Annotated in this window: 19 protein-coding genes and 2 pseudogenes; 11 read left to right on the top strand and 10 right to left on the bottom strand. The window is 59.4% G+C overall.

What is annotated here, in order from left to right; translation table 11 throughout:
* The 3 genes from NKI01_RS16815 to NKI01_RS16805 form a co-directional block, all read left to right on the top strand.
* A partial coding sequence (locus NKI01_RS16815; protein WP_352963956.1) for a c-type cytochrome occupies positions 1 to 305 on the top strand: 305 nt, incomplete at its 5' end.
* A gap of 485 nt (positions 306 to 790) precedes the next feature.
* Positions 791 to 1,609 carry a LuxR C-terminal-related transcriptional regulator gene (locus tag NKI01_RS16810; protein WP_352963954.1) on the top strand — a complete coding sequence of 273 codons (819 nt, stop codon included), beginning with the start codon at positions 791 to 793 and terminating at the stop codon, positions 1,607 to 1,609.
* Positions 1,610 to 1,961: 352 nt separating this feature from the next.
* Positions 1,962 to 2,228, top strand: a complete 267-nt coding sequence (locus NKI01_RS16805; RefSeq protein ID WP_352918932.1) for a hypothetical protein — start codon at positions 1,962 to 1,964, stop codon at positions 2,226 to 2,228.
* A 115-nt stretch (positions 2,229 to 2,343) separates the two neighbouring features.
* Here NKI01_RS16805 and NKI01_RS16800 read toward each other — a convergent pair whose 3' ends face one another.
* Complete coding sequence (locus tag NKI01_RS16800; protein WP_352963952.1) at positions 2,344 to 3,102, bottom strand: LuxR C-terminal-related transcriptional regulator; 759 nt, start codon at positions 3,100 to 3,102, stop codon at positions 2,344 to 2,346.
* 620 nt (positions 3,103 to 3,722) lie between these two features.
* Here NKI01_RS16800 and NKI01_RS16795 point away from each other — a divergent pair.
* Together NKI01_RS16795 and NKI01_RS16790 are read left to right on the top strand one after the other, a co-directional pair.
* A complete protein-coding gene (locus NKI01_RS16795) occupies positions 3,723 to 3,971 on the top strand; it encodes a hypothetical protein (protein WP_352963949.1) in 249 nt (82 codons plus the stop codon).
* Positions 3,972 to 4,270: 299 nt separating this feature from the next.
* A pseudogene (locus NKI01_RS16790) lies at positions 4,271 to 4,387 on the top strand (DUF982 domain-containing protein); the annotation flags it as partial.
* Between the two features lie 492 nt (positions 4,388 to 4,879).
* On the opposite strand, the gene NKI01_RS16785 reads toward NKI01_RS16790, so the two are convergent.
* Positions 4,880 to 5,536, bottom strand: a complete 657-nt coding sequence (locus NKI01_RS16785; protein ID WP_352918924.1) for a Crp/Fnr family transcriptional regulator — start codon at positions 5,534 to 5,536, stop codon at positions 4,880 to 4,882.
* 392 nt (positions 5,537 to 5,928) lie between these two features.
* Between NKI01_RS16785 and NKI01_RS16780 the strand changes: the two genes are divergently transcribed.
* Together NKI01_RS16780 and NKI01_RS16775 are read left to right on the top strand one after the other, a co-directional pair.
* Positions 5,929 to 6,249: an ABC transporter ATP-binding protein gene (locus NKI01_RS16780; RefSeq protein WP_023718503.1), complete on the top strand. Its 321-nt coding sequence runs from the start codon at positions 5,929 to 5,931 to the stop codon at positions 6,247 to 6,249.
* Positions 6,250 to 6,781: 532 nt separating this feature from the next.
* A complete protein-coding gene (locus NKI01_RS16775; protein ID WP_352850193.1) occupies positions 6,782 to 7,639 on the top strand; it encodes a protein-L-isoaspartate O-methyltransferase family protein in 858 nt (285 codons plus the stop codon).
* Positions 7,640 to 7,648: 9 nt separating this feature from the next.
* Here the strand turns inward: NKI01_RS16775 and NKI01_RS16770 are convergent, their stop codons facing one another.
* Positions 7,649 to 8,266 (bottom strand): glutathione S-transferase family protein, encoded by a 618-nt coding sequence (locus tag NKI01_RS16770; protein WP_352918922.1) that lies wholly within the window; start codon positions 8,264 to 8,266, stop codon positions 7,649 to 7,651.
* 125 nt (positions 8,267 to 8,391) lie between these two features.
* Positions 8,392 to 9,465: a pyridoxal-phosphate dependent enzyme gene (locus NKI01_RS16765; RefSeq protein WP_352918920.1), complete on the bottom strand. Its 1,074-nt coding sequence runs from the start codon at positions 9,463 to 9,465 to the stop codon at positions 8,392 to 8,394.
* Positions 9,466 to 9,552: 87 nt separating this feature from the next.
* Between NKI01_RS16765 and NKI01_RS16760 the strand changes: the two genes are divergently transcribed.
* On the top strand, positions 9,553 to 10,035 hold the full coding sequence (locus NKI01_RS16760) for an Lrp/AsnC family transcriptional regulator (RefSeq protein WP_352963947.1): 483 nt from the start codon (positions 9,553 to 9,555) through the stop codon (positions 10,033 to 10,035).
* Positions 10,036 to 10,139: 104 nt separating this feature from the next.
* On the opposite strand, the gene NKI01_RS16755 is transcribed toward NKI01_RS16760, so the two are convergent.
* Complete coding sequence (locus NKI01_RS16755) at positions 10,140 to 10,370, bottom strand: hypothetical protein (RefSeq protein ID WP_352918916.1); 231 nt, start codon at positions 10,368 to 10,370, stop codon at positions 10,140 to 10,142.
* An 83-nt stretch (positions 10,371 to 10,453) separates the two neighbouring features.
* Positions 10,454 to 10,897: a MarR family winged helix-turn-helix transcriptional regulator gene (locus tag NKI01_RS16750; protein WP_352963945.1), complete on the bottom strand. Its 444-nt coding sequence runs from the start codon at positions 10,895 to 10,897 to the stop codon at positions 10,454 to 10,456.
* 97 nt (positions 10,898 to 10,994) lie between these two features.
* Here NKI01_RS16750 and NKI01_RS16745 point away from each other — a divergent pair.
* Positions 10,995 to 11,758, top strand: a pseudogene (locus NKI01_RS16745) (FAD-dependent monooxygenase).
* Positions 11,686 to 12,594, top strand: a complete 909-nt coding sequence (locus NKI01_RS16740) for an FAD-dependent monooxygenase (protein WP_352963960.1) — start codon at positions 11,686 to 11,688, stop codon at positions 12,592 to 12,594. The pseudogene NKI01_RS16745 and the gene NKI01_RS16740 overlap by 73 nt, the downstream one beginning before the upstream one ends.
* Before the next feature lie 215 nt (positions 12,595 to 12,809).
* On the opposite strand, the gene NKI01_RS16735 is transcribed toward NKI01_RS16740, so the two are convergent.
* Positions 12,810 to 13,322, bottom strand: coding sequence for a phosphatidylglycerophosphatase A family protein (locus NKI01_RS16735; RefSeq protein WP_023718461.1), 513 nt, complete (start codon positions 13,320 to 13,322; stop codon positions 12,810 to 12,812).
* 312 nt (positions 13,323 to 13,634) lie between these two features.
* Between NKI01_RS16735 and NKI01_RS16730 the strand changes: the two genes are divergently transcribed.
* A complete protein-coding gene (locus tag NKI01_RS16730; RefSeq protein ID WP_352717074.1) occupies positions 13,635 to 14,261 on the top strand; it encodes a CDP-alcohol phosphatidyltransferase family protein in 627 nt (208 codons plus the stop codon).
* A gap of 56 nt (positions 14,262 to 14,317) precedes the next feature.
* Here the strand turns inward: NKI01_RS16730 and NKI01_RS16725 are convergent, their stop codons facing one another.
* From NKI01_RS16725 to NKI01_RS16715, 3 genes are all read right to left on the bottom strand, one after another.
* A complete protein-coding gene (locus tag NKI01_RS16725; RefSeq protein WP_352963943.1) occupies positions 14,318 to 15,337 on the bottom strand; it encodes an LLM class flavin-dependent oxidoreductase in 1,020 nt (339 codons plus the stop codon).
* Positions 15,338 to 15,492: 155 nt separating this feature from the next.
* Positions 15,493 to 15,696 carry a hypothetical protein gene (locus NKI01_RS16720; RefSeq protein ID WP_023718458.1) on the bottom strand — a complete coding sequence of 68 codons (204 nt, stop codon included), beginning with the start codon at positions 15,694 to 15,696 and terminating at the stop codon, positions 15,493 to 15,495.
* Positions 15,697 to 15,713: 17 nt separating this feature from the next.
* Positions 15,714 to 16,856 (bottom strand): DegT/DnrJ/EryC1/StrS family aminotransferase, encoded by a 1,143-nt coding sequence (locus tag NKI01_RS16715; RefSeq protein ID WP_023718457.1) that lies wholly within the window; start codon positions 16,854 to 16,856, stop codon positions 15,714 to 15,716.
* Positions 16,857 to 16,945 lie beyond the last annotated feature (89 nt).

The raw sequence follows: 16,945 nt of genomic DNA, 5'->3' as shown, positions 1-16,945 counted from the left end.
ACTTCACCAGCGTGTGTGCCGGTTGCCACAATGCCGCGCCACAGGGAGCGACCAAGACGGGACCCAACCTGTGGAGCGTCGTCGGCCGCGACAAGGCGTCCGTGGCAAAAATGCATTACTCCGACGCTTTGCTCGGCTGGGAAGGCGTGTGGACGTACGAGGATCTGAACAGATATCTCTTCGGGCCCATGCTCACTACTCCGGGCGTTTACATGGAAACGCCTGGTGTCCCGGACGAGACCGAACGGGTCGACCTGATCGCGTACTTGCGCACACTCAGCGACAAGCCGATCCCGCTGCCCTGAATCGATGATCTCTTGGCGCAACTACCTACCGGCCGGCGTCTTATGCCGAGAACGTGCATCGATTGGTCGACGTTTATGAGTACACGCCCTAGCAGCGCACCCCGATATCGGCCGCGGCAGGCAACCCCTCCATTGCCGGCCGGCAGATTTCGCCCACTTTCAAAGCCAAGACGCATCTGCGCTGTTATCGGTGCTGCGTCGCATCGCCTGGCTCAACCAAGCCCTAGCAATCCTCACGGCCTCGCAGTCCTTTGCCACGATGGCTGCCTCCCTGAGCTGCCGAAACCAAGAGCTCGTAGCCTTGACCAAAAGCCCCAGGTTCAAGAATTCGGATACGCCTCGATGATGCTGCCCTACGCCTAAAGACGGTATTTGGGTGTACGGGTTTCCGAGCGTAACATTAAGAAAGAAAAAGAAGCTGTGCGGTTGGCGCGTGGAGCGCCCTAATCGACGCGTGTATCTCAATCGCGCCGAGCGAGAATGCGATGATGACAAGACAATCTTTCACAACCGTGCTTGTCGAGCCGAGCGAGTTGCTTCGAGAAGGGCTTAGTCGAATCCTGAATGCGGCAAATTTTCGTATTCTTTTCTCCGCTGCGTGTGTTCACGATCTTCTGCAGAAGCCGCTACCCCAGCACCGGGCCATCTTGCTCATCATAGATGTCGGCGATACTGATGCGGATGCTGAATTCGCACAAATTGCAAACTTCAAGGCGATTTACCCGACCAGCCATGTCGTTGCGCTAGCCGATCACTGTCGAACGACCAATATAGTCTCAGCTTTTCGTGCCGGGGCTAACGGGTATCTGACAAAGGTCGCTGCTTACGACACCTTCATCAAAGCTCTCGAATTGGTTATGCTAGGACAAACGGTGTTACCTGCGGAAACTTCGATGGCTATTCAGGATATTAGGCAAGATTTGAAAAATGACCCGGTAGCTGAGTTAACAAATGTGGTAGTTAAAGTGGAGAATGGCGGTAAAGAACTAGTAATTTTGTCAAATCGGGAGAACTGCATTCTACGTCGCTTGATCGAAGGGGAGTCTAACAAAGCCATCGCGCGCGAGATTAACATCGCCGAGGCTACAGTGAAGGTACACGTCAAGGCCATCCTTCGAAAGATTCGGGTCCGCAACCGAACACAGGCTGCAGTTTGGGCGATGAACCATGGTATGCTGAATCCAGCGTCTAGCAACGGCCCGTCGCGGGGCGATACGATCGCACCTCAGCCGTCTCACCGTCCCCATAATCTACTTGAAGCACAAAATAGATACCTCTTGCTCGATAATCATGACCCGATATGACCTGTGATAGATATTGGTTCGGGCTGGTGCATTCACTTGCCAAATCCTCGTCCTCGATCAAGAATGCATAGGGCTCAAATCATTCCCGGCGATGGGCGAAGGAGCGCGGTGGAGACCGCATCCCAGAGGCACATCATGTGGACCCCGCCAGTCTGGCCACGACCCGGCCCTTTTTAGTGAAGCGGGCCGTCTTCGATCCGGTTTCCTTGCGAGTTTGTCGTCTGTTACCGAACAGGTGGATCGACGAATTAGATCGTCTCAAACTGCTTGAACTCACCGCGTGATCTGATACAAAAGAATATAAAGCTGGCGGAGTTTTTACTACCATTTTGAATTCGAGGGATTCATCAAAATGGGCAAAGCAAAAGCTGTTTCTGGATTGTCATTCAGCGAAGCCCGAATCGGAACGGTCGAAGGCGGAGAATCCGGGGTCCTGGTGTGGAAACGCGACCAACTGGTGGCGGTCCTTACCCAAATCGACGAGGAAGCCTACTCCACGAAAGGCAAATGGTTCCTCGAAACGGGGTTCGGGCTGCTGAGCGGGCAGCACAAGAATTTCGACACGATCGAGGAGGCGATGCGATGGGTAGGAAGGAACACTTTCCCTGAGCCTGCGTAGATCGCAGATTAATCCGCCGATTCCGCCCGTCCACTTTCACAATATATAATTGATCAGGCAATCAGTCGAATACGGCCGCGGGATTTGTCCAAAGTGGGCAGGTGCTATACTTGGCTCACTCTTCAGCCAGAGTTCCTTCCGCGAGAAGATCGTTGACCTTGTAGGCGACTTCCGTGCGGTTGGTCGCCTTTAGCTTCTTCATGATATTCCGGATGTGGACCTTCACCGTGCTTTCGCGCAAATTCAGTTCGTAGGCGATGATCTTGTTCGCCTTGCCGCGCCGGAGCGCTTGCGCAACCTCGGCCTGCCTGAGCGTGAACATGCCTGCCAAAGGCTGCTTGTCCCGGCTGCCCGAACCTATCAAGTGCCGCATAGAAAGGAGCCTGCTCGCCGGCACGAAGATGCCTCCCGCTGCCGCAAGGTTGATAGCCTCGACACAGACATCGATGTCAACAGAGGTCGGAATGTAGCCGCGTGCACCGCATTCGAGAGCGGTCAGTATCTGGGCAAGGTCTTCGGTGTCGGCTAGGACGACCACAGGGACCGAGTTGAACTCGGACGAAATATGCCTGATCTCGTCCGCGATGCCATGATCGGTGACCTTCCGGCTGCCAAGATTGAAGAGTATGGCTGCAAGGGGAGGGGCCGAGCTCTTTCTCACGCGCCATTCCTCAACGGAACCCAAGGCGGCGACATCCATGCCGAGTTCGTGGTCCACGAGAGCGGATGCGAGACACTCGCGGTCTAGAGCCCTTCCGTCCAGGATGAGGAGGCATTCCCTGCCTGTCTGCCCGTGGGCGATTTCCGTTCCGCCGGACGGGACTCCGGACCGATTGGCCGATGTGTAATTGTGCAGTCCTGCTGTGGAACCCATATCAATACCCGCTCTTTCCCACACAAGCCGCCTTGCGCCGGCCCGATGTGGTTTCCGCATTCTCCAGAATTGAACGTTTGGTACTGCGCGTTGTGAAAGGTCGAGACTCGATTACCCAATTTGCGTCGTTTTCAGTTCCTCGCCCTCCAGCGAGATCCAGCTTGGGTAAGTCTAGGGTTTATTTATAAGCAGTCTCTAACATAGGTTGCTTTTTTTGTAATTTTCAGCGAACCGACGCTAAGTTGGACCCAAAGGGCTGCAATCTGCCTGAATCCCGCATGCATGGGACCACGTAGCCATCTTCAGCCCATCAGGCACCCGAACGTGGATCAGCTGGGGCCTCCGGCGATTCAGCGGTAGACCAGAACTCCTGAAGGTGTTGACACGGTGCTGATAGCCGTGGCGCAACACTTAAGTGTCAAACGGCTTCCGAAACTGACCCCCGATTGGAGTGCCCCCTGAGGGTGGACAGATCGGGATGTGAGGATTGACCGGCCTTCCGGGTTTTTCGGAGAGAGAACCCATGGCAAAGCACCGCAGTCACAGCATCGAGTTCAAACGCCGGGTCGCGCAGCAGTTCATCGCCGGCGAGACGCTGCACGGCTTGGCTAAGCATCACGATGTCTCGCAAATATGAGCAAGGCCCGTTCGACGATGATGCGCAGGCCGCCGACCTGGTCCAGGAATCCGAAGCCCGGATCGCAGCGCTCGAATGGTTGGTCGGTAAGCAGGCTCTGGAACTGGAGTCTCTAAGCGGCTCTGAGAAACGCACCGCGGCCGAGAAGCGAGACTACATCCGTCATCACCGGCCCCGCTGCATCAGCGTTGCCACGATGGCTTTAGCCAAGCGGCTCGCATCACCGCAATGATCATCTCTGAGTTGGCAATGCATCCTAAAATAGATGTCTACGCTGCGTCCCTACCCCGATATGGCCAGCCAGAAGGGGCTGCGCGGGGCTGGGCCATAGCCGGTTTTCCGATCCTTGGCTCGAACCGGGGCGTGGCTGACGGAACTCTTAGTTTAGATAAGGCTTATGTACAAATGTCGCTCCATTGGTTTTCACCGTCGATTCCCGTAAAGACCGGCCGTCCCGGCGTCATCTACCAATGCAGCAACGTCGAAGGGGCCGCTGAGCAGCTCCTGAAGTGAAGCAAGCGCGGCCCTAAGTGGCATAGCGCGGTGCAACTCTGCATGGATGCAATGATCGATCAGGTGAAGCCCGATGTGGTTCGCAGAGCGTTCCTTGAGGCCGCCAAAGAGGAGGGAAAGCTACTGCCGCCGTAGCTCTTGTCTCCGAAGGAAGCTCATTCCATATCAGGCACGTCGCGGCTGACGAACAATGTCGTCGGCTCGCCGTATTCGCCTAATGCAGGGTTAGCATCGCGCGACCACGGCAATGACGCCAGTGTGTTTCGCCGCCAAGCCTCTCGCAGCCCATACCGCCCGGTCCTCGGTCTGGGAGGCTACGGCCTGTGAATCGGCGTGCAAAATCGGCGTCGAATTTTGCACGCCGATTCACAAGTGTTGCCGTGGGGTCATGATGATCTCCCTTCGCACACTTTGCTTTGCTCGGCACGAACTGGGTTGCGTTCCGCTCAGCCCAACTTTCGACCGACTCGAGCCGGATACGGCCGTCGTCGAGACGTACCAAGCCCGCCAGGTGTCCCGGGCACGATCAGCCCTCAGAACATATCGTCTGGAACTGTTCCGGAGAAGGCGAAATCAGCGGAAAGTCTTGATGGCCCATGCGCTGACGTTCGAAGAGAGATATAGCCGCTACCTGAGATACTCGCTGTCGAATCCGGCTGTTTCGACCAGCTTCTTGCGATTGATCACCTCTACATGGCCTGACTTGAAAGAGACGAGATCGGCCTTGCGGAGCTCCCTTAATGTTCGGTTGACGTGAACGGTGGTCATTCCAAGGATGTCGGCCAGTTCATGCTGGGCAAGAGGACACTCATATCTTCCATGCGCCGACAGCCCAACCCTGGAGAGCCTCTCCTCCAACTCGAGCAGGAAGTGGGCGGTACGCCTCATCGCGTTCCGCCGCCCGGTATTCATGAGATGTTCGGCAAGGATGGCGTTCAGGCGCGCCAGGGAGCAGGCGATCTTCTTCCCGATTCGGCCTTCCGACAGGATGGCCTCGACCAGTTCCTTACTGGAAATTTCATAAACAGCTAGTTCGGTTATGGACGCCAGCGACGCAAGACGGGGTCCGTCCAAGCCACGGAAACCGACGACATCCCCTTTGAGGGGAGTGTCTATGATCTGCCGCTCTCCGTCCGGCAGTGCCTGATAAAGTATGCCCCAGCCCGATTTTACAATGAATATCTCACTGTTGTCGTCCTCCTGCCGGCATATCACCGAATGGGGTTTATAGATTTTTGCGGTAACACCGAGAAAATTGTTGTTCCCCCACTCATTCTTCGACAACGTCCCCCCTATGGGATGAGAGCACATGAACTGCAATAGTGTCTGCATGGAGAATCGCAAGTTTGCTTCTGTTTCCACACGACTGACAATAGTATCTCCCGGATAAATCGACAGAACGACCTCTTACCCTAGGGGCGGGTTGGCCTACTGTCCTCGTCTGTTTGAATGAGGTAAACTGCGTTTAACTTAGGGTGTACAAGGGCGGTTAAGTCTCCGGGTTAAGGTCCGGCAACAGGCTCCGAACCGCCAATCACCTTGCCGCGCAGTAGTGCGGCTTGGTTGTGGGATCGGGGGATCGGCGAACGCATGCACATGGTCGAGATGAGCGAAACTTACCTGGATCGTCTGCCGGCCGAACTGTCGGGGGGTCAGAAGCAGCCATCGCCCGGGCGTTGGCCGCCGATCCGGAACTCATCATCTGCGACGAAATCACGTCCGCGCTCGACCAGATTGTGCAAGAGGAAATCCTCAAGCTCTTAATGCGGCTTCAGCGCGAACTCGGCATGAGCTGCATTTTCATCACCCATGACATTGCCACCGTGCGGGCGATCGCCGACGAAATTGGGGTGCACCAAGGTAAAGTCGTTGAGCGGGCATTAAAGAGCGAAATTCTCACGCCGCCGCACGGCCCCTATACCGAGCGGCTTTTATCCTCCGTCCCGGAAATGGATCCGAACTGGCTCACAAGGCTGCTGGCCAGCCGGAGGATGTGATCGTCGGGCGGAGCGTTGCGTGTCTTCCATATCGCCACGCCTTACAGCCTCGCGGTCGGCCTTCGGAACAATGCCAGAAATTTTGATGGTTCTCGCCCACGAAAAAGCCATCACGGCAGCAGGGACGAAATTGCGCTTTTGCGCATATTGATCTCTATCAGCAGCGATACCCAGCGCGCTCCTGCATCGGCTCGACGGCCGCAACCACCAGCTCAATGACGACTTGGCCGAGGTTGCCGCCGGTGTCCGCGCTTTGCTATAAAATCCCCCTATGTCACGAGAATGAGTATCAATCCGCCGCGCGAGTTGATGTCCTGGCGTCGTTCCGGGCACCCGTGCGCCAAATTCGGTCAGACGCCAGGCGCCGAAACGGGCGGGTCCACAGGCAAAGAGGGCAGGGCACTCGGCAAAGCTGCGCTCTATGGCAAACGGATAGCGGGCATTGCCCTTCAATGCGGGGATAGCGCCCCTTTGCCGCCGTTCGGTTTTCTGAGAGCATGACTGAGTACGCGCAATCCGGAGCCGATATTCCATGCCAACAAGAATCGATGCGAGTGAAGCGCGCCGGTGGTTTGCCGAAGATCTGCGTGTCTCATCACCTGTCTTGCACAACCCTGCGGTCATCGAGGCCTTCGCAAAGGTTCCGCGCGAACACTACCTTGGCAACGGGCCTTGGCGTATCCATTCGAGATTGCAAATCGGGGCGGTCCATACCAGCCCTTCAGCCGCACTTCATGAGATTTACCACGACGTTCTGGTCTTGCTTGACGAAAAACGCGGACTGAACAGCGGCTTGCCGTCGCTTTGGGCATTGGTTTTCGACCATCTGAACATCACTCCCGGCCAGACTGTCCTTCAGGTGGGCGCCGGTGTCGGCTATTTCACCGCCATCCTCGCTGAACTGACGGGTTCTGAAGGACGCGTGATTGCATATGAGATCGACGAAGAACTGGCTCGGCGTGCGCAAAGCAATCTTGCTCATTATGCCCATGTAGAAGTGATATCAGGTGATGCAACGCAGGCAGTTGATCTGCCAAACCTCGATGTCGTGGTCGCCTTTGCCGGCGTGACGCACGTGCCGGAACGGTGGCTTTCAAATTTGTCCGACGCTGGCCGGATGGCACTGCCGTTCACAGGTGAGGACCGACGAGGTTTCATGATGCTTCTGGAAAGGGTCGGCGATACGTTTCCCGTACGGTCACTTGTGCCATGCGGGTTTTACCCCTGCAGCGGAGCTAGGCGCAGTGACGAAGAAAAGGCCTTGATGGCCGCCCTCAAGGCTGCCCGAGGCAAGGTCACCCGTCTCGCGCAATATCATCGAGGCCGACCAGCAAATGGCCTCGAGAACGCTTGGCTGGTGACCGACACATACTGGATTTCGAAAGCCTAGCGATCGATATCAATCACGCGTGTCGCCGTCGTAGGGTGTGGCACGCATTGAAGGGCGTTCCACGAAGGATCTATACCATCGTGTCAGTCGTGGCCTTCCCTGCAAGAAGTCGGGCAGTCCCCGGAATTCCAGCCAGCTTAGACAAGTGGCGAGCGCGATGTGGCCGACATGGAGCGGTGCGTCGAATTCGACCTCGCGTTCCACGAAGTTATAGGATTCGATGAGCTTCATCGTCATGCCTGCGCCCAAGGCAGGATAACGCAGATGTTCAGGGCGGCGCTCGTTTTCCCAGCGGATGGAAATGCCTGCGTCGCACATGCCGCCGGCGAGCGCCTGGAGGCGCAAGGCGGACCATTTTGCTCGCCCTGTTTCGGGGATGAGCCGAGGACTGCTTTCGAGATTGTCGAGATAGCTGCAGATTACGCTCGAATCGAAGATCGCATAGCCGTCGTCGAGAACGAGAGCGGGCACCTTGCCAAGCGGATTGATCGCAAACACATCATCGTTGCGATTGGTGGGGCTCGTCTCCTGATGAATAACGCGCAGACGTCCGGCAAGCCCGACCTCGTGGGCAAAGACCAGAACCTTGCGCGCGTAAGGGGAGTGGGTCTGGTAGATGAGTTTCATGGACCCGGTCTGCGGTGAGTCTGGAACGTGGGCATCTCGAGCAGTCCGGTCTGGAACGTGGGCATCTCCAGCAGTCCGCGGCCCAGCCGCTCTTTTGTTCAATGGTCCGGGGTCGGGTGCCATCGTCATGCGTCCTTCTCTAGTTCGGCCTCGGTCACGATGATTAGCACCCGGCTCGATCCATCGAGCGCAAGCTCCTGCGACAGGCCGGAAGCCGCGACGGCTGTGGCGAGACCGGCGAGGCCGGCGGCACCCGACGGGGTTGTGCCTGGACCGTTTGCCTCGCGAATCCGGTTCTTCGCGTCGGCAAGCGCCGCTTCGGAGACGGTTATGACCCGAGCCTTGCCTCGGCGGAGCACGTCGAGCGCCGATGCGGCCGCTTCGCCACAAGCGAGCATGTCCGCCGACGTTTTGAGATCGCCGGATATCCTCACGGACCATGCTTGCGACAGCGCGGCCGCGACGCAGGCTGCTGCCTCTGGCTCTACCACGACGATCATGGCTGGAGGCATCAACCAGTCCTGCAGCCCTGCCGTCAGGGCGGCGGCAAGTCCACCGACACCGGCCTGCACGAAAAGGTGGGTTGGCCTCAGATGGCCGATCTCGTCGACCTGGCGACGAATTTCCGCAGCAAGCACGCCATAGCCAGCGACGACATCAGCGACCGCTGAGTCATCCGGGTCGCTCGAGGTGTCGGCCACCAGAATGCCTTCTCCGGCGCGGGCTGCCGCAGAGGCCCGATCGACGGCATCGTCGTAGGTGCCGTCGACCCACACGATTTCGGCGCCTTGGGACTCGATACGCCGCACCCGCGCTGCAGGAACGCCCGTGTGGAGGTATATTCTTGCCCTCCCGCCGGCAAACTTCGCCGCCGCCGCGACGGCAAGTCCGTGATTGCCGGCGCTGGCCGTGATGAGCGGCGGCAGCGGCTTCTGGGTCCGCTCTGGATCGAGCAATTCGTCGATATTCATCCCGGTAGTGCGAGCGAGAGCGCACAGACCGGCATAAGTGCCGCCGAGGGACTTGAAGCTGCCCAGGGCACGGTGGCCCTCGTTCTTGGCAAGCACCTGGGTCACATCCAGGCTCGCAGCGAGGTTTGGCAGGTCGAGCAGCGGTGTCGGTGCATAAAATGGCGACAGGCGCTGTAACAGCGCCGCGATCTGATCAGGGTTAAGGGCCGGCTGTGTGTCTGTGGTCATGAGGCGAATTTCTATCCCGGAAACCACGCCGGTTGGCGCCTATTATCGTTGCCCCCCTGCCTGATTTCGGCATAGATGCCTGTCCTCATGACGAAAACTGCCGCCCTCGATCGCTTCGACCATGTGCTGCTGTCGCTGGTTCAGCGCGACAACCAAATCCCGGCGCGCCGTCTCGCCGAGCAGGTCGGGCTTTCCCAGAGTGCGGTCCTGCGCCGCCTGCGCCGGCTGCGGAAGGATGGTGTGATCGCGGCGGACGTTGCCGTCGTTCGCCCAGCGGCCATGGGCCTGCCGCTAACCGTCCATGTGCTCGTTTCGTTGGAACGGGAGAGCGCTGTCGAGTTGGACGCCTTCATCGGCAAGCTTCGTGGACGCTCGGAGGTTCGGCAGGCCTGGTATGTCACCGGTGAAACCGATTTCGTGCTCCTTCTGCAATTGCCAGGGATGGAGGCGTACGATGTCTTCGCGCGGGAAGTCTTCCACACCGATTCGAACGTGAAGGCGTTCCGCACCATCGTGACAATGCGGGAAGTGGTCGGCGCAGCGGATGCACAGCCGCTATCCACCGCCTGAGGTGAGGCGTTTCGCCGGCAAGCTGATTTGCCCTGCTTTGACCCCGGAATCTCCGTCGAGGGCGCGCGAATCCACGTGAAGTTCGATACACACGTTACCCGTATCTACTCACCCTTCGCGAATGTCTGCACCTGGCGCAAAGTAGTTCCACCCATGCGTACGGTGCGGCTCGTTCCGGCATACTGATCAAGACTGGCTGGCAGTATGGTGGCGGCAAATAGCAGGTTCATCGCGCCGCCACCGATATCCACTACGAGACATACGCAGTAGCCGCTGACCGTCGGCGACTCCCCATGGTCGAGGTGGATGCCATGACGCCGCTTATCGGCGCGCATGACGCACTGACTCTGCTCGGGTGCCGGGACGCTCATCGCTTATCACTTCATGTGGTGCACGGGAGGCCCCGTGGCGGATAGAATCAGCCCACGGACTTGCCAGCCTGTAACTTTCTGACCAGGCCGATCAGCTGATCCAGATCAGCACGTGGAAGCGCAAGCATCTCGGCAGGGGGTTTGTGATATTCCCTTGTCAATTCCTCAATGGTTGCAGCACCCTTGGCCGTAAGCTTGACACGTTTCACACGGCGATCGCTTGGCGACGGAACCCGTTCGGCGAGCCCCGCCTGCTCCAACCGGTCGACCAGCCAGGTCGCCGTCGAAGGGTCGCAGTGCCATTGAGTGGCCAATGCTCCGATCGGCTTGCCCACATCTTTGTCGAGGGTGAAGAGGGCGCGCGAATCGTTGGGCGTCAGGCCTAATTTCTGCTGGATCGCCAACCGGTCCGGCGCGGACCGCATCAGGAAATCAAACACCAGGCGCCAAGCCTCGGTGGCGTGCTGCAAGCGGTCTTGGCCCGGTCCCATTCCACGCTCCTTCGTGTCTTGACACATATTTGGACCAATCATATGATTTGATCAATCAAAATATTTAAGTGATCAAATCAATGAGAGGAGATCCGAGATGACCAACACCACGGTTCTCGTCGTCGGGGGCGGCCTGAACGGTCTGACGGCGGCCGCCCTTTTGGCTCACAACGACATTCCGTGCGTCCTCGTCGAGCGCCATCCCGACACGTCAATCCAGTACAAATTTGCCGGCATTTCCCCGCGCAGCATGGAGATCTTTCGAAGCCTCGGCCTTGAGGAGGAGATTCGTGCAAATCGTACGGGGGACCAGCAGGCAGGCGCTATTGCGCGCGCCAGGAATCTCACCGATCCCGAGATTCAATGGGGCGGACCGGCGTGGCCGGATGCAAGTGCCCTCAGCCCCACGCAACCGGCGACGTGTGATCAGCACGTCCTGGAACCGATTCTGCGCCGCTACGCCGAGCGGAACGGTGCAGACATACGTTTCAGCAGGGACTGGTGGCTTTCGAACAGGATGAGAATGTCGTCCGCGCGGAAATTCGCGATATCGCGACCGGCGTAAAGGACGCCATCTCGGCCGACTATCTGATCGTCGCGGACGGTGCGAACGGCTCGATGCGAGAGAGGCTGGAGATCAGCCGCAGCGGGGCAGGCGGCCTTCAGCACTGGATAAATGTCGTCTTTGACACGGACATGCCTCCGACGATCGGCGGCAAGCGTTTCACGTCGTGCTTCGTGACGGACCTCAACGGGACCTTCCGCCCAGGGAGGGTGGACGATGGCTTCTGGCGATCCAATACTTTCCCGAAAAGGGCGAGAAACCCCAGGATTTTGATGAAGTCAGGTGCAGGGAACTGATCATACGAGGTGCGGGCCGGTCGGATATCACGACTAGGCTTGTCGATGTGCGCTCCTGGGAAGTGGCCGCGATGACAGCGCGCCAATTCCGCCGAGGCCGCGCGTTTCTTGTGGGGGATGCCGCACATGTGATGCCCCCAACAGGCGCTTTCGGTGGCAATTCAGGTATCCACGACGCCCATAACCTTGCCTGGAAGCTTGCGATGGTAACACGCGGGCATGCCGGTCCCTCGTTGCTGGATAGCTATGACATGGAGCGCCGGCCGGTCATCGAGGCTACGTTGGCGCAAGCGCTCGCCCGCCTTCAGAAATGGTTCGACGATCCGTCGAAGCGATTGCCTCCCCCAGTCGCGATCGTCGAGGATTACGACGTGGTATTTGGCCAACGCTACGCTGCAGGTGTCGTGGCTCAGGAAGCCACGCGGGACGATCACCCATTCCAAAAATCCACGGAGTTGTCGGGCCGCCATGGCACGCGTTTACCGCATTTCGCGGTCGGGCGTGCCGGCCAGCGGATTTCGAGTCTCGATTTGTGCGATCGCGACCCTCTTCTCCTCTGCGCCGACGACGCATGGTGTCAGGCCGCTGACGCCGTAAGCCAGCGCCTCCGCATCCCGCTGACCTGCCACGCCTTGGGTGCCAATGGGGGTCTGATTGATTTGGACCATCGGTGGCCTTCCGCGCTCGGGGTTGAAAGCGGCGGTGCCGCCTTGGTCAGGCCGGACGGGTTTGTCGCGTGGCGGTCAACGCACGGTGTGGCTGATCCTGTACAGATGCTGATCGAAATACTTGACGGCTTGGGTTTCCGCACGCAGGCGTGCGAACATCATCAGTGAGCGGCGGATGCCTCCGGTCTTCCGGCACGACTTCCTTGCCGATGTCGTCGCCGGGAATGCCGGCGATGTTCAGCCGTTTGCCCGTCTCGTCATGCCTCCTTCCTACTCGTTGTCACCGAGTAGGGCCGCGCCAACCGCTTCGGTCCTCCCCTTGTGTCGCTAAACTCGCATGGACCATCGTGCTGGCCTTTGGCATTGGAGGCCGAATGTCGCCGTTACGGCAAATGATCAATCAACTCGTTCAGCAGGAGCAGCAACGCCCCAGCGACGACAGCCGCGGCCGCGTCGTCCAGCATGATGCCGGCCCCACCCCTTACCTTGTCATGCATGATACGGATGGGCCAAGGCTTGACGACGTCGAAAAACCGGAAAGCAAGGAAGCCTGTTGCCCACCAGAGTGGGTCGAGTGGCAGCATGGAAAGTGTCACGGCGGCGCCGAAGGTCTCATCGATGACGACGATTTGCGGGTCCTCCGTCCCGGTATGGGAGATAACATGCGATGACGCCCATACGCCGACGGCGAACAGGGCCGCATAGGCAAGCACCGTCAGCCAAGGCGATGCGGGTATCAGAGCCGCGGCAACAGCCACTCCAACCATTGCGCCGGCCGTGCCCGGCCATGTTGGAGATAATCCCACGCCGACAGAGGTCGCGAGCAGGTAGGCGAACTTGGGTAGAAATTTATGCATCGAGTTTCGGCCGGCTTCCGACGGGTCGCAAGCAATCATAGTCACATCGTTCGGGTGTTGCCGCCAGACCGCCGCTCGATTTGCACACCCGTCACAAGGCATCGCCCAAACCGTGAAATGCTGTCGGGCACCTGTCGCTGCGACCGGAAGTTCTGTTTCGCCGTCAGCTTGGCGAGCAGCACCTTAATCCGCCGGCCACATTCGCCAAACGAGATCACTTTTGCGGCGAGTTGAGAACATTGCGGAGCCCGGTCTCGGCCCGCATTGGCCAACTGAAACGGTGGCGATGGTGGAACAAACCCGCAAATTGCTGGTAAAGCTCCGTCAAACGACATCATCAGAGGAGCCGCCATGATCGCCGGTCTCATGAAAAGTCGCATCGACCCGCTATGGGAGCAGGCCGCCTCTCCGCTGATCGGGATCGGCATGACGCCGAACCAGGTTACGGCCAGCGGGCTCGTGCTCGTGGCTTTGTCTTCTGCCGCCTACGCGTATCACCATTCAAGTCTTGCCTTTGGCTTGTGCCTGGCGTTTGCCTTCAGCTTCGACGCGCTGGACGGTGCGGTCGCCCGCCGGACAAATATGAGCACCAAGGCCGGTGGCTATTTCGACGCTGTCGTCGACCGTTATCAGGAATTGGCCGTCTTTGCGGCAATAGGCTGGGTCGCCGATCTGTGGGCGATCGCAATGTTCGCGTTCGCCGGCGGGATCCTCACCAGTTACGCCAAGGCGCGGACGGCGCTGGAAATCCCTGTGGAAAACCATGGTTGGCCGGATTTCTTCGAGCGGATGGAACGTCTGGTGTTCATTTGCGTGCTGCTCGCCGCCGACGGAGTCGCGACTGCCATGGGCGCGGCTTCGCCCTGGATTCTGGCAGGCGGGTTCGCGTTGTACGCAGTGCTGGCCAACGCGACGGCCCTGCAACGGATCAGTCGCGCATTTGCGATGCTGAAACGAGCCGACGGGAAGCAGCCGTGAGACCGCTAGAACGCGAGCATCGTATTGACCGCCGTGGCTTTTCCAACAAAGTCGCGTCAGCGCCAGCCCAAGCCTGGGGCGACGTGGGTCAGGATCGCCTCGATGGCATGGACATTGTAGTCGACACCGAGCTGGTTGGGGACTGTGAGCAGCAGCGTATCGGCCTCAGCGATGGCTTCGTCGCCCTTTAGCTGCTCGATCAGGACGTCTGGCTCGGCGGCATAGGAGCGGCCGAACACGGCAAGCCTGTCTGCCTCGATATAGCCGAACTGATCTCCGCCCTGGTTGCCGCCGAAATAGGCGCGGTCGCGATCGTCGACCAGCGCAAAAATGCTGCGGCTCACCGACACCCGCGGCTCGCGCGTGTGGCCGGCCGCCTTCCAGGCTTCGCGAAAAGCCTTGATCTGTTCGGCTTGCTGGATGTGAAACGGCTTTCCGCCTTCATCGAATTTGAGCGTGGAACTCTGCAGGTTCATCCCAAGTTTCGCCGCCCATTCTGCGGTGGCGTTTGTGGCGGCGCCCCACCAGACGCGCTCGCGCAGGCCCTCCGAGTGTGGCTCGACGCGAAGCAGGCCGGGCGGGTTGGGAAACATCGGCCGCGGGTTGGGCTGGGCAAAGCCTTTGCCCAGCAACACTTCGAGCAGCACTCCGGTGTGTCTGCGGGCCATGTCGGCATCGCTCTCGCCCTCTTGCGGGGCGTAGCCGAAGTAGCGCCATCCGTCGATCACCTGCTCCGGCGAGCCGCGGCTGATGCCTAGCTGCAGACGCCCTCCGGCGATCAGATCGGCGGCGCCGGCGTCCTCGGCCATGTAGAGCGGGTTCTCGTAACGCATGTCGATCACCGCCGTGCCGATCTCGATTCGGCTGGTCTTCGCCCCAACCGCTGCGAGCAGCGGGAAGGGCGAGGCGAGCTGGCGGGCGAAGTGATGCACGCGGAAATACGCGCCGTCCGCACCCAGCTCCTCGGCGGCGACGGCCAACTCGACGGACTGCAAAAGCGCATCGGATGCCGTCCGCGTCTGCGATTGCGGCGAGGGCGTCCAGTGCCCGAACGAGAGGAAACCAATCTTCTTCATGAAATAGCCAGCCTAGAGGGAAGACAGGTGCAGACTATGCTTCGGCGCAGAGCAAAGCATCCCGAAATCGGTACCGACGGCCCAGTTTGAGGTGAACGGTCCGTTGTTGATCAGCGATGCCGTCAATGGCGAGCCTGTTGCTGGCGCGAGCGCATCTAGGAAGGTGCCGCGAACGCGAGCACTATCGCGATGAGGATCAACAGCGGCCCCATCCATTTAAAATGGGTTCCAAAGTTGGTCCACCATGCTTGCTGGCCGGGGCGAGCTTGGAACGGGTCCGCGAGAAATCCGAAGCCGATGCCAGCCATCCACAACCCGGCGCAGAACATGATGAACTCGTCGATGTAATCCGCGACCATGTTCCGCAACTTTCGAATTATGCCGCCGCCACGTGCGCCGAATTCGAGCCGATATAGTTACGGATCGTTTCGATGATCCGGTCCTGGTCGGCCTCGCTCAGATAGGGATGCATCGGCAGGCACAGGATGCGCTTCGGCAGCTCTTCCGAAACGGCAAGGCCGGTCGGCGTGCGCGGATAATCGCGATAGGCAATCTGGCTGTGCAGCGGTTTCACATAGTAGATGACCGACGGAATGCCCTTTTCACCGAGATGTGCCTTGAGCCCGTCGCGCTTCGGCGTTTCGATGGCGTATTGCGCCCAGGCCGAGCGGCCGCCGCCCAGATTGCGCGCCGTCTTGACTATATCGCCGAGACCTTCGGCATAGCGATTGGCGACCGCTTGCCGCGCCACCATCTCGTCCTCGAGGATGGCCAGCTTCTCGATTAGGATCGCCGCCTGCAGTGTATCGAGCCGTGAATTGATGCCGACGCGGACATTGTCGTATTGCGTTTCGCCCTTGCCGTGAAAGGCGAACGAGCGCAGCTGTTCGGCCAGCGCATCGTCATTGGTGAACATCGCACCGCCGTCGCCGTAGCAGCCGAGCGGTTTTGCCGGATAGAAGCTGGTCGAGCCGACGGTGCCGAACGAGCCGCACATCTTGCCGTCAGCCGAGCCGCCGGTCGCCTGCGCCGCATCCTCGATGACCATCAGGCCTTCGCGATTGGCGATGGCCATGATTGCTTCGTAATCGGCGGCGAGGCCGAACAGGTCGACGGGAATGATTGCCTTCGGCCTCAGCCGCCCCTCCGCCTTGATCATGGCGATTGCCGCCTCGAGGCTGGCGATGTCGATATTGTAGCTGTCAGCATCGACATCGACGAACACCGGCTCGGCCTTGGTCAGCGCCACCACTTCGGCCGTGGCGGCGAAGGTGAAGCTCGGCACGAATACCGCGTCGCCCGGGCCGATGCCGGCGGCAAACAGCGGCAACAGCAGCGCGTCGGTGCCGTTGGCGCAAGCGACCACGTGCTTGGTGCCGATATAGGCGGCGAGCTTGTTTTCGAATTCGGTGACCTGCGGTCCAAGAATATAACGACCTTCGTCGACGACGCGGTCGATTGCCGCCTTCAGCCTGTCGCGGATGCGTTCGCGCTGTGCGCCAAGATCGATGAACTGCATGTCGGCCTCAAACGGTTTTAGCCAGATCCGGCCGCTGGTAGCAGACTTGGCACGGCCGAGAAAGCCGCAGGGCAAAGCCCTGAATTGCT

The sequence above is a fragment of the Mesorhizobium sp. M0815 genome, assembly GCF_040319995.1.
Lineage (GTDB): Bacteria > Pseudomonadota > Alphaproteobacteria > Rhizobiales > Rhizobiaceae > Mesorhizobium.
Note: the sequence above shows the minus strand (reverse complement) of the source record. Positions and strands in the feature narration are given on the sequence as shown.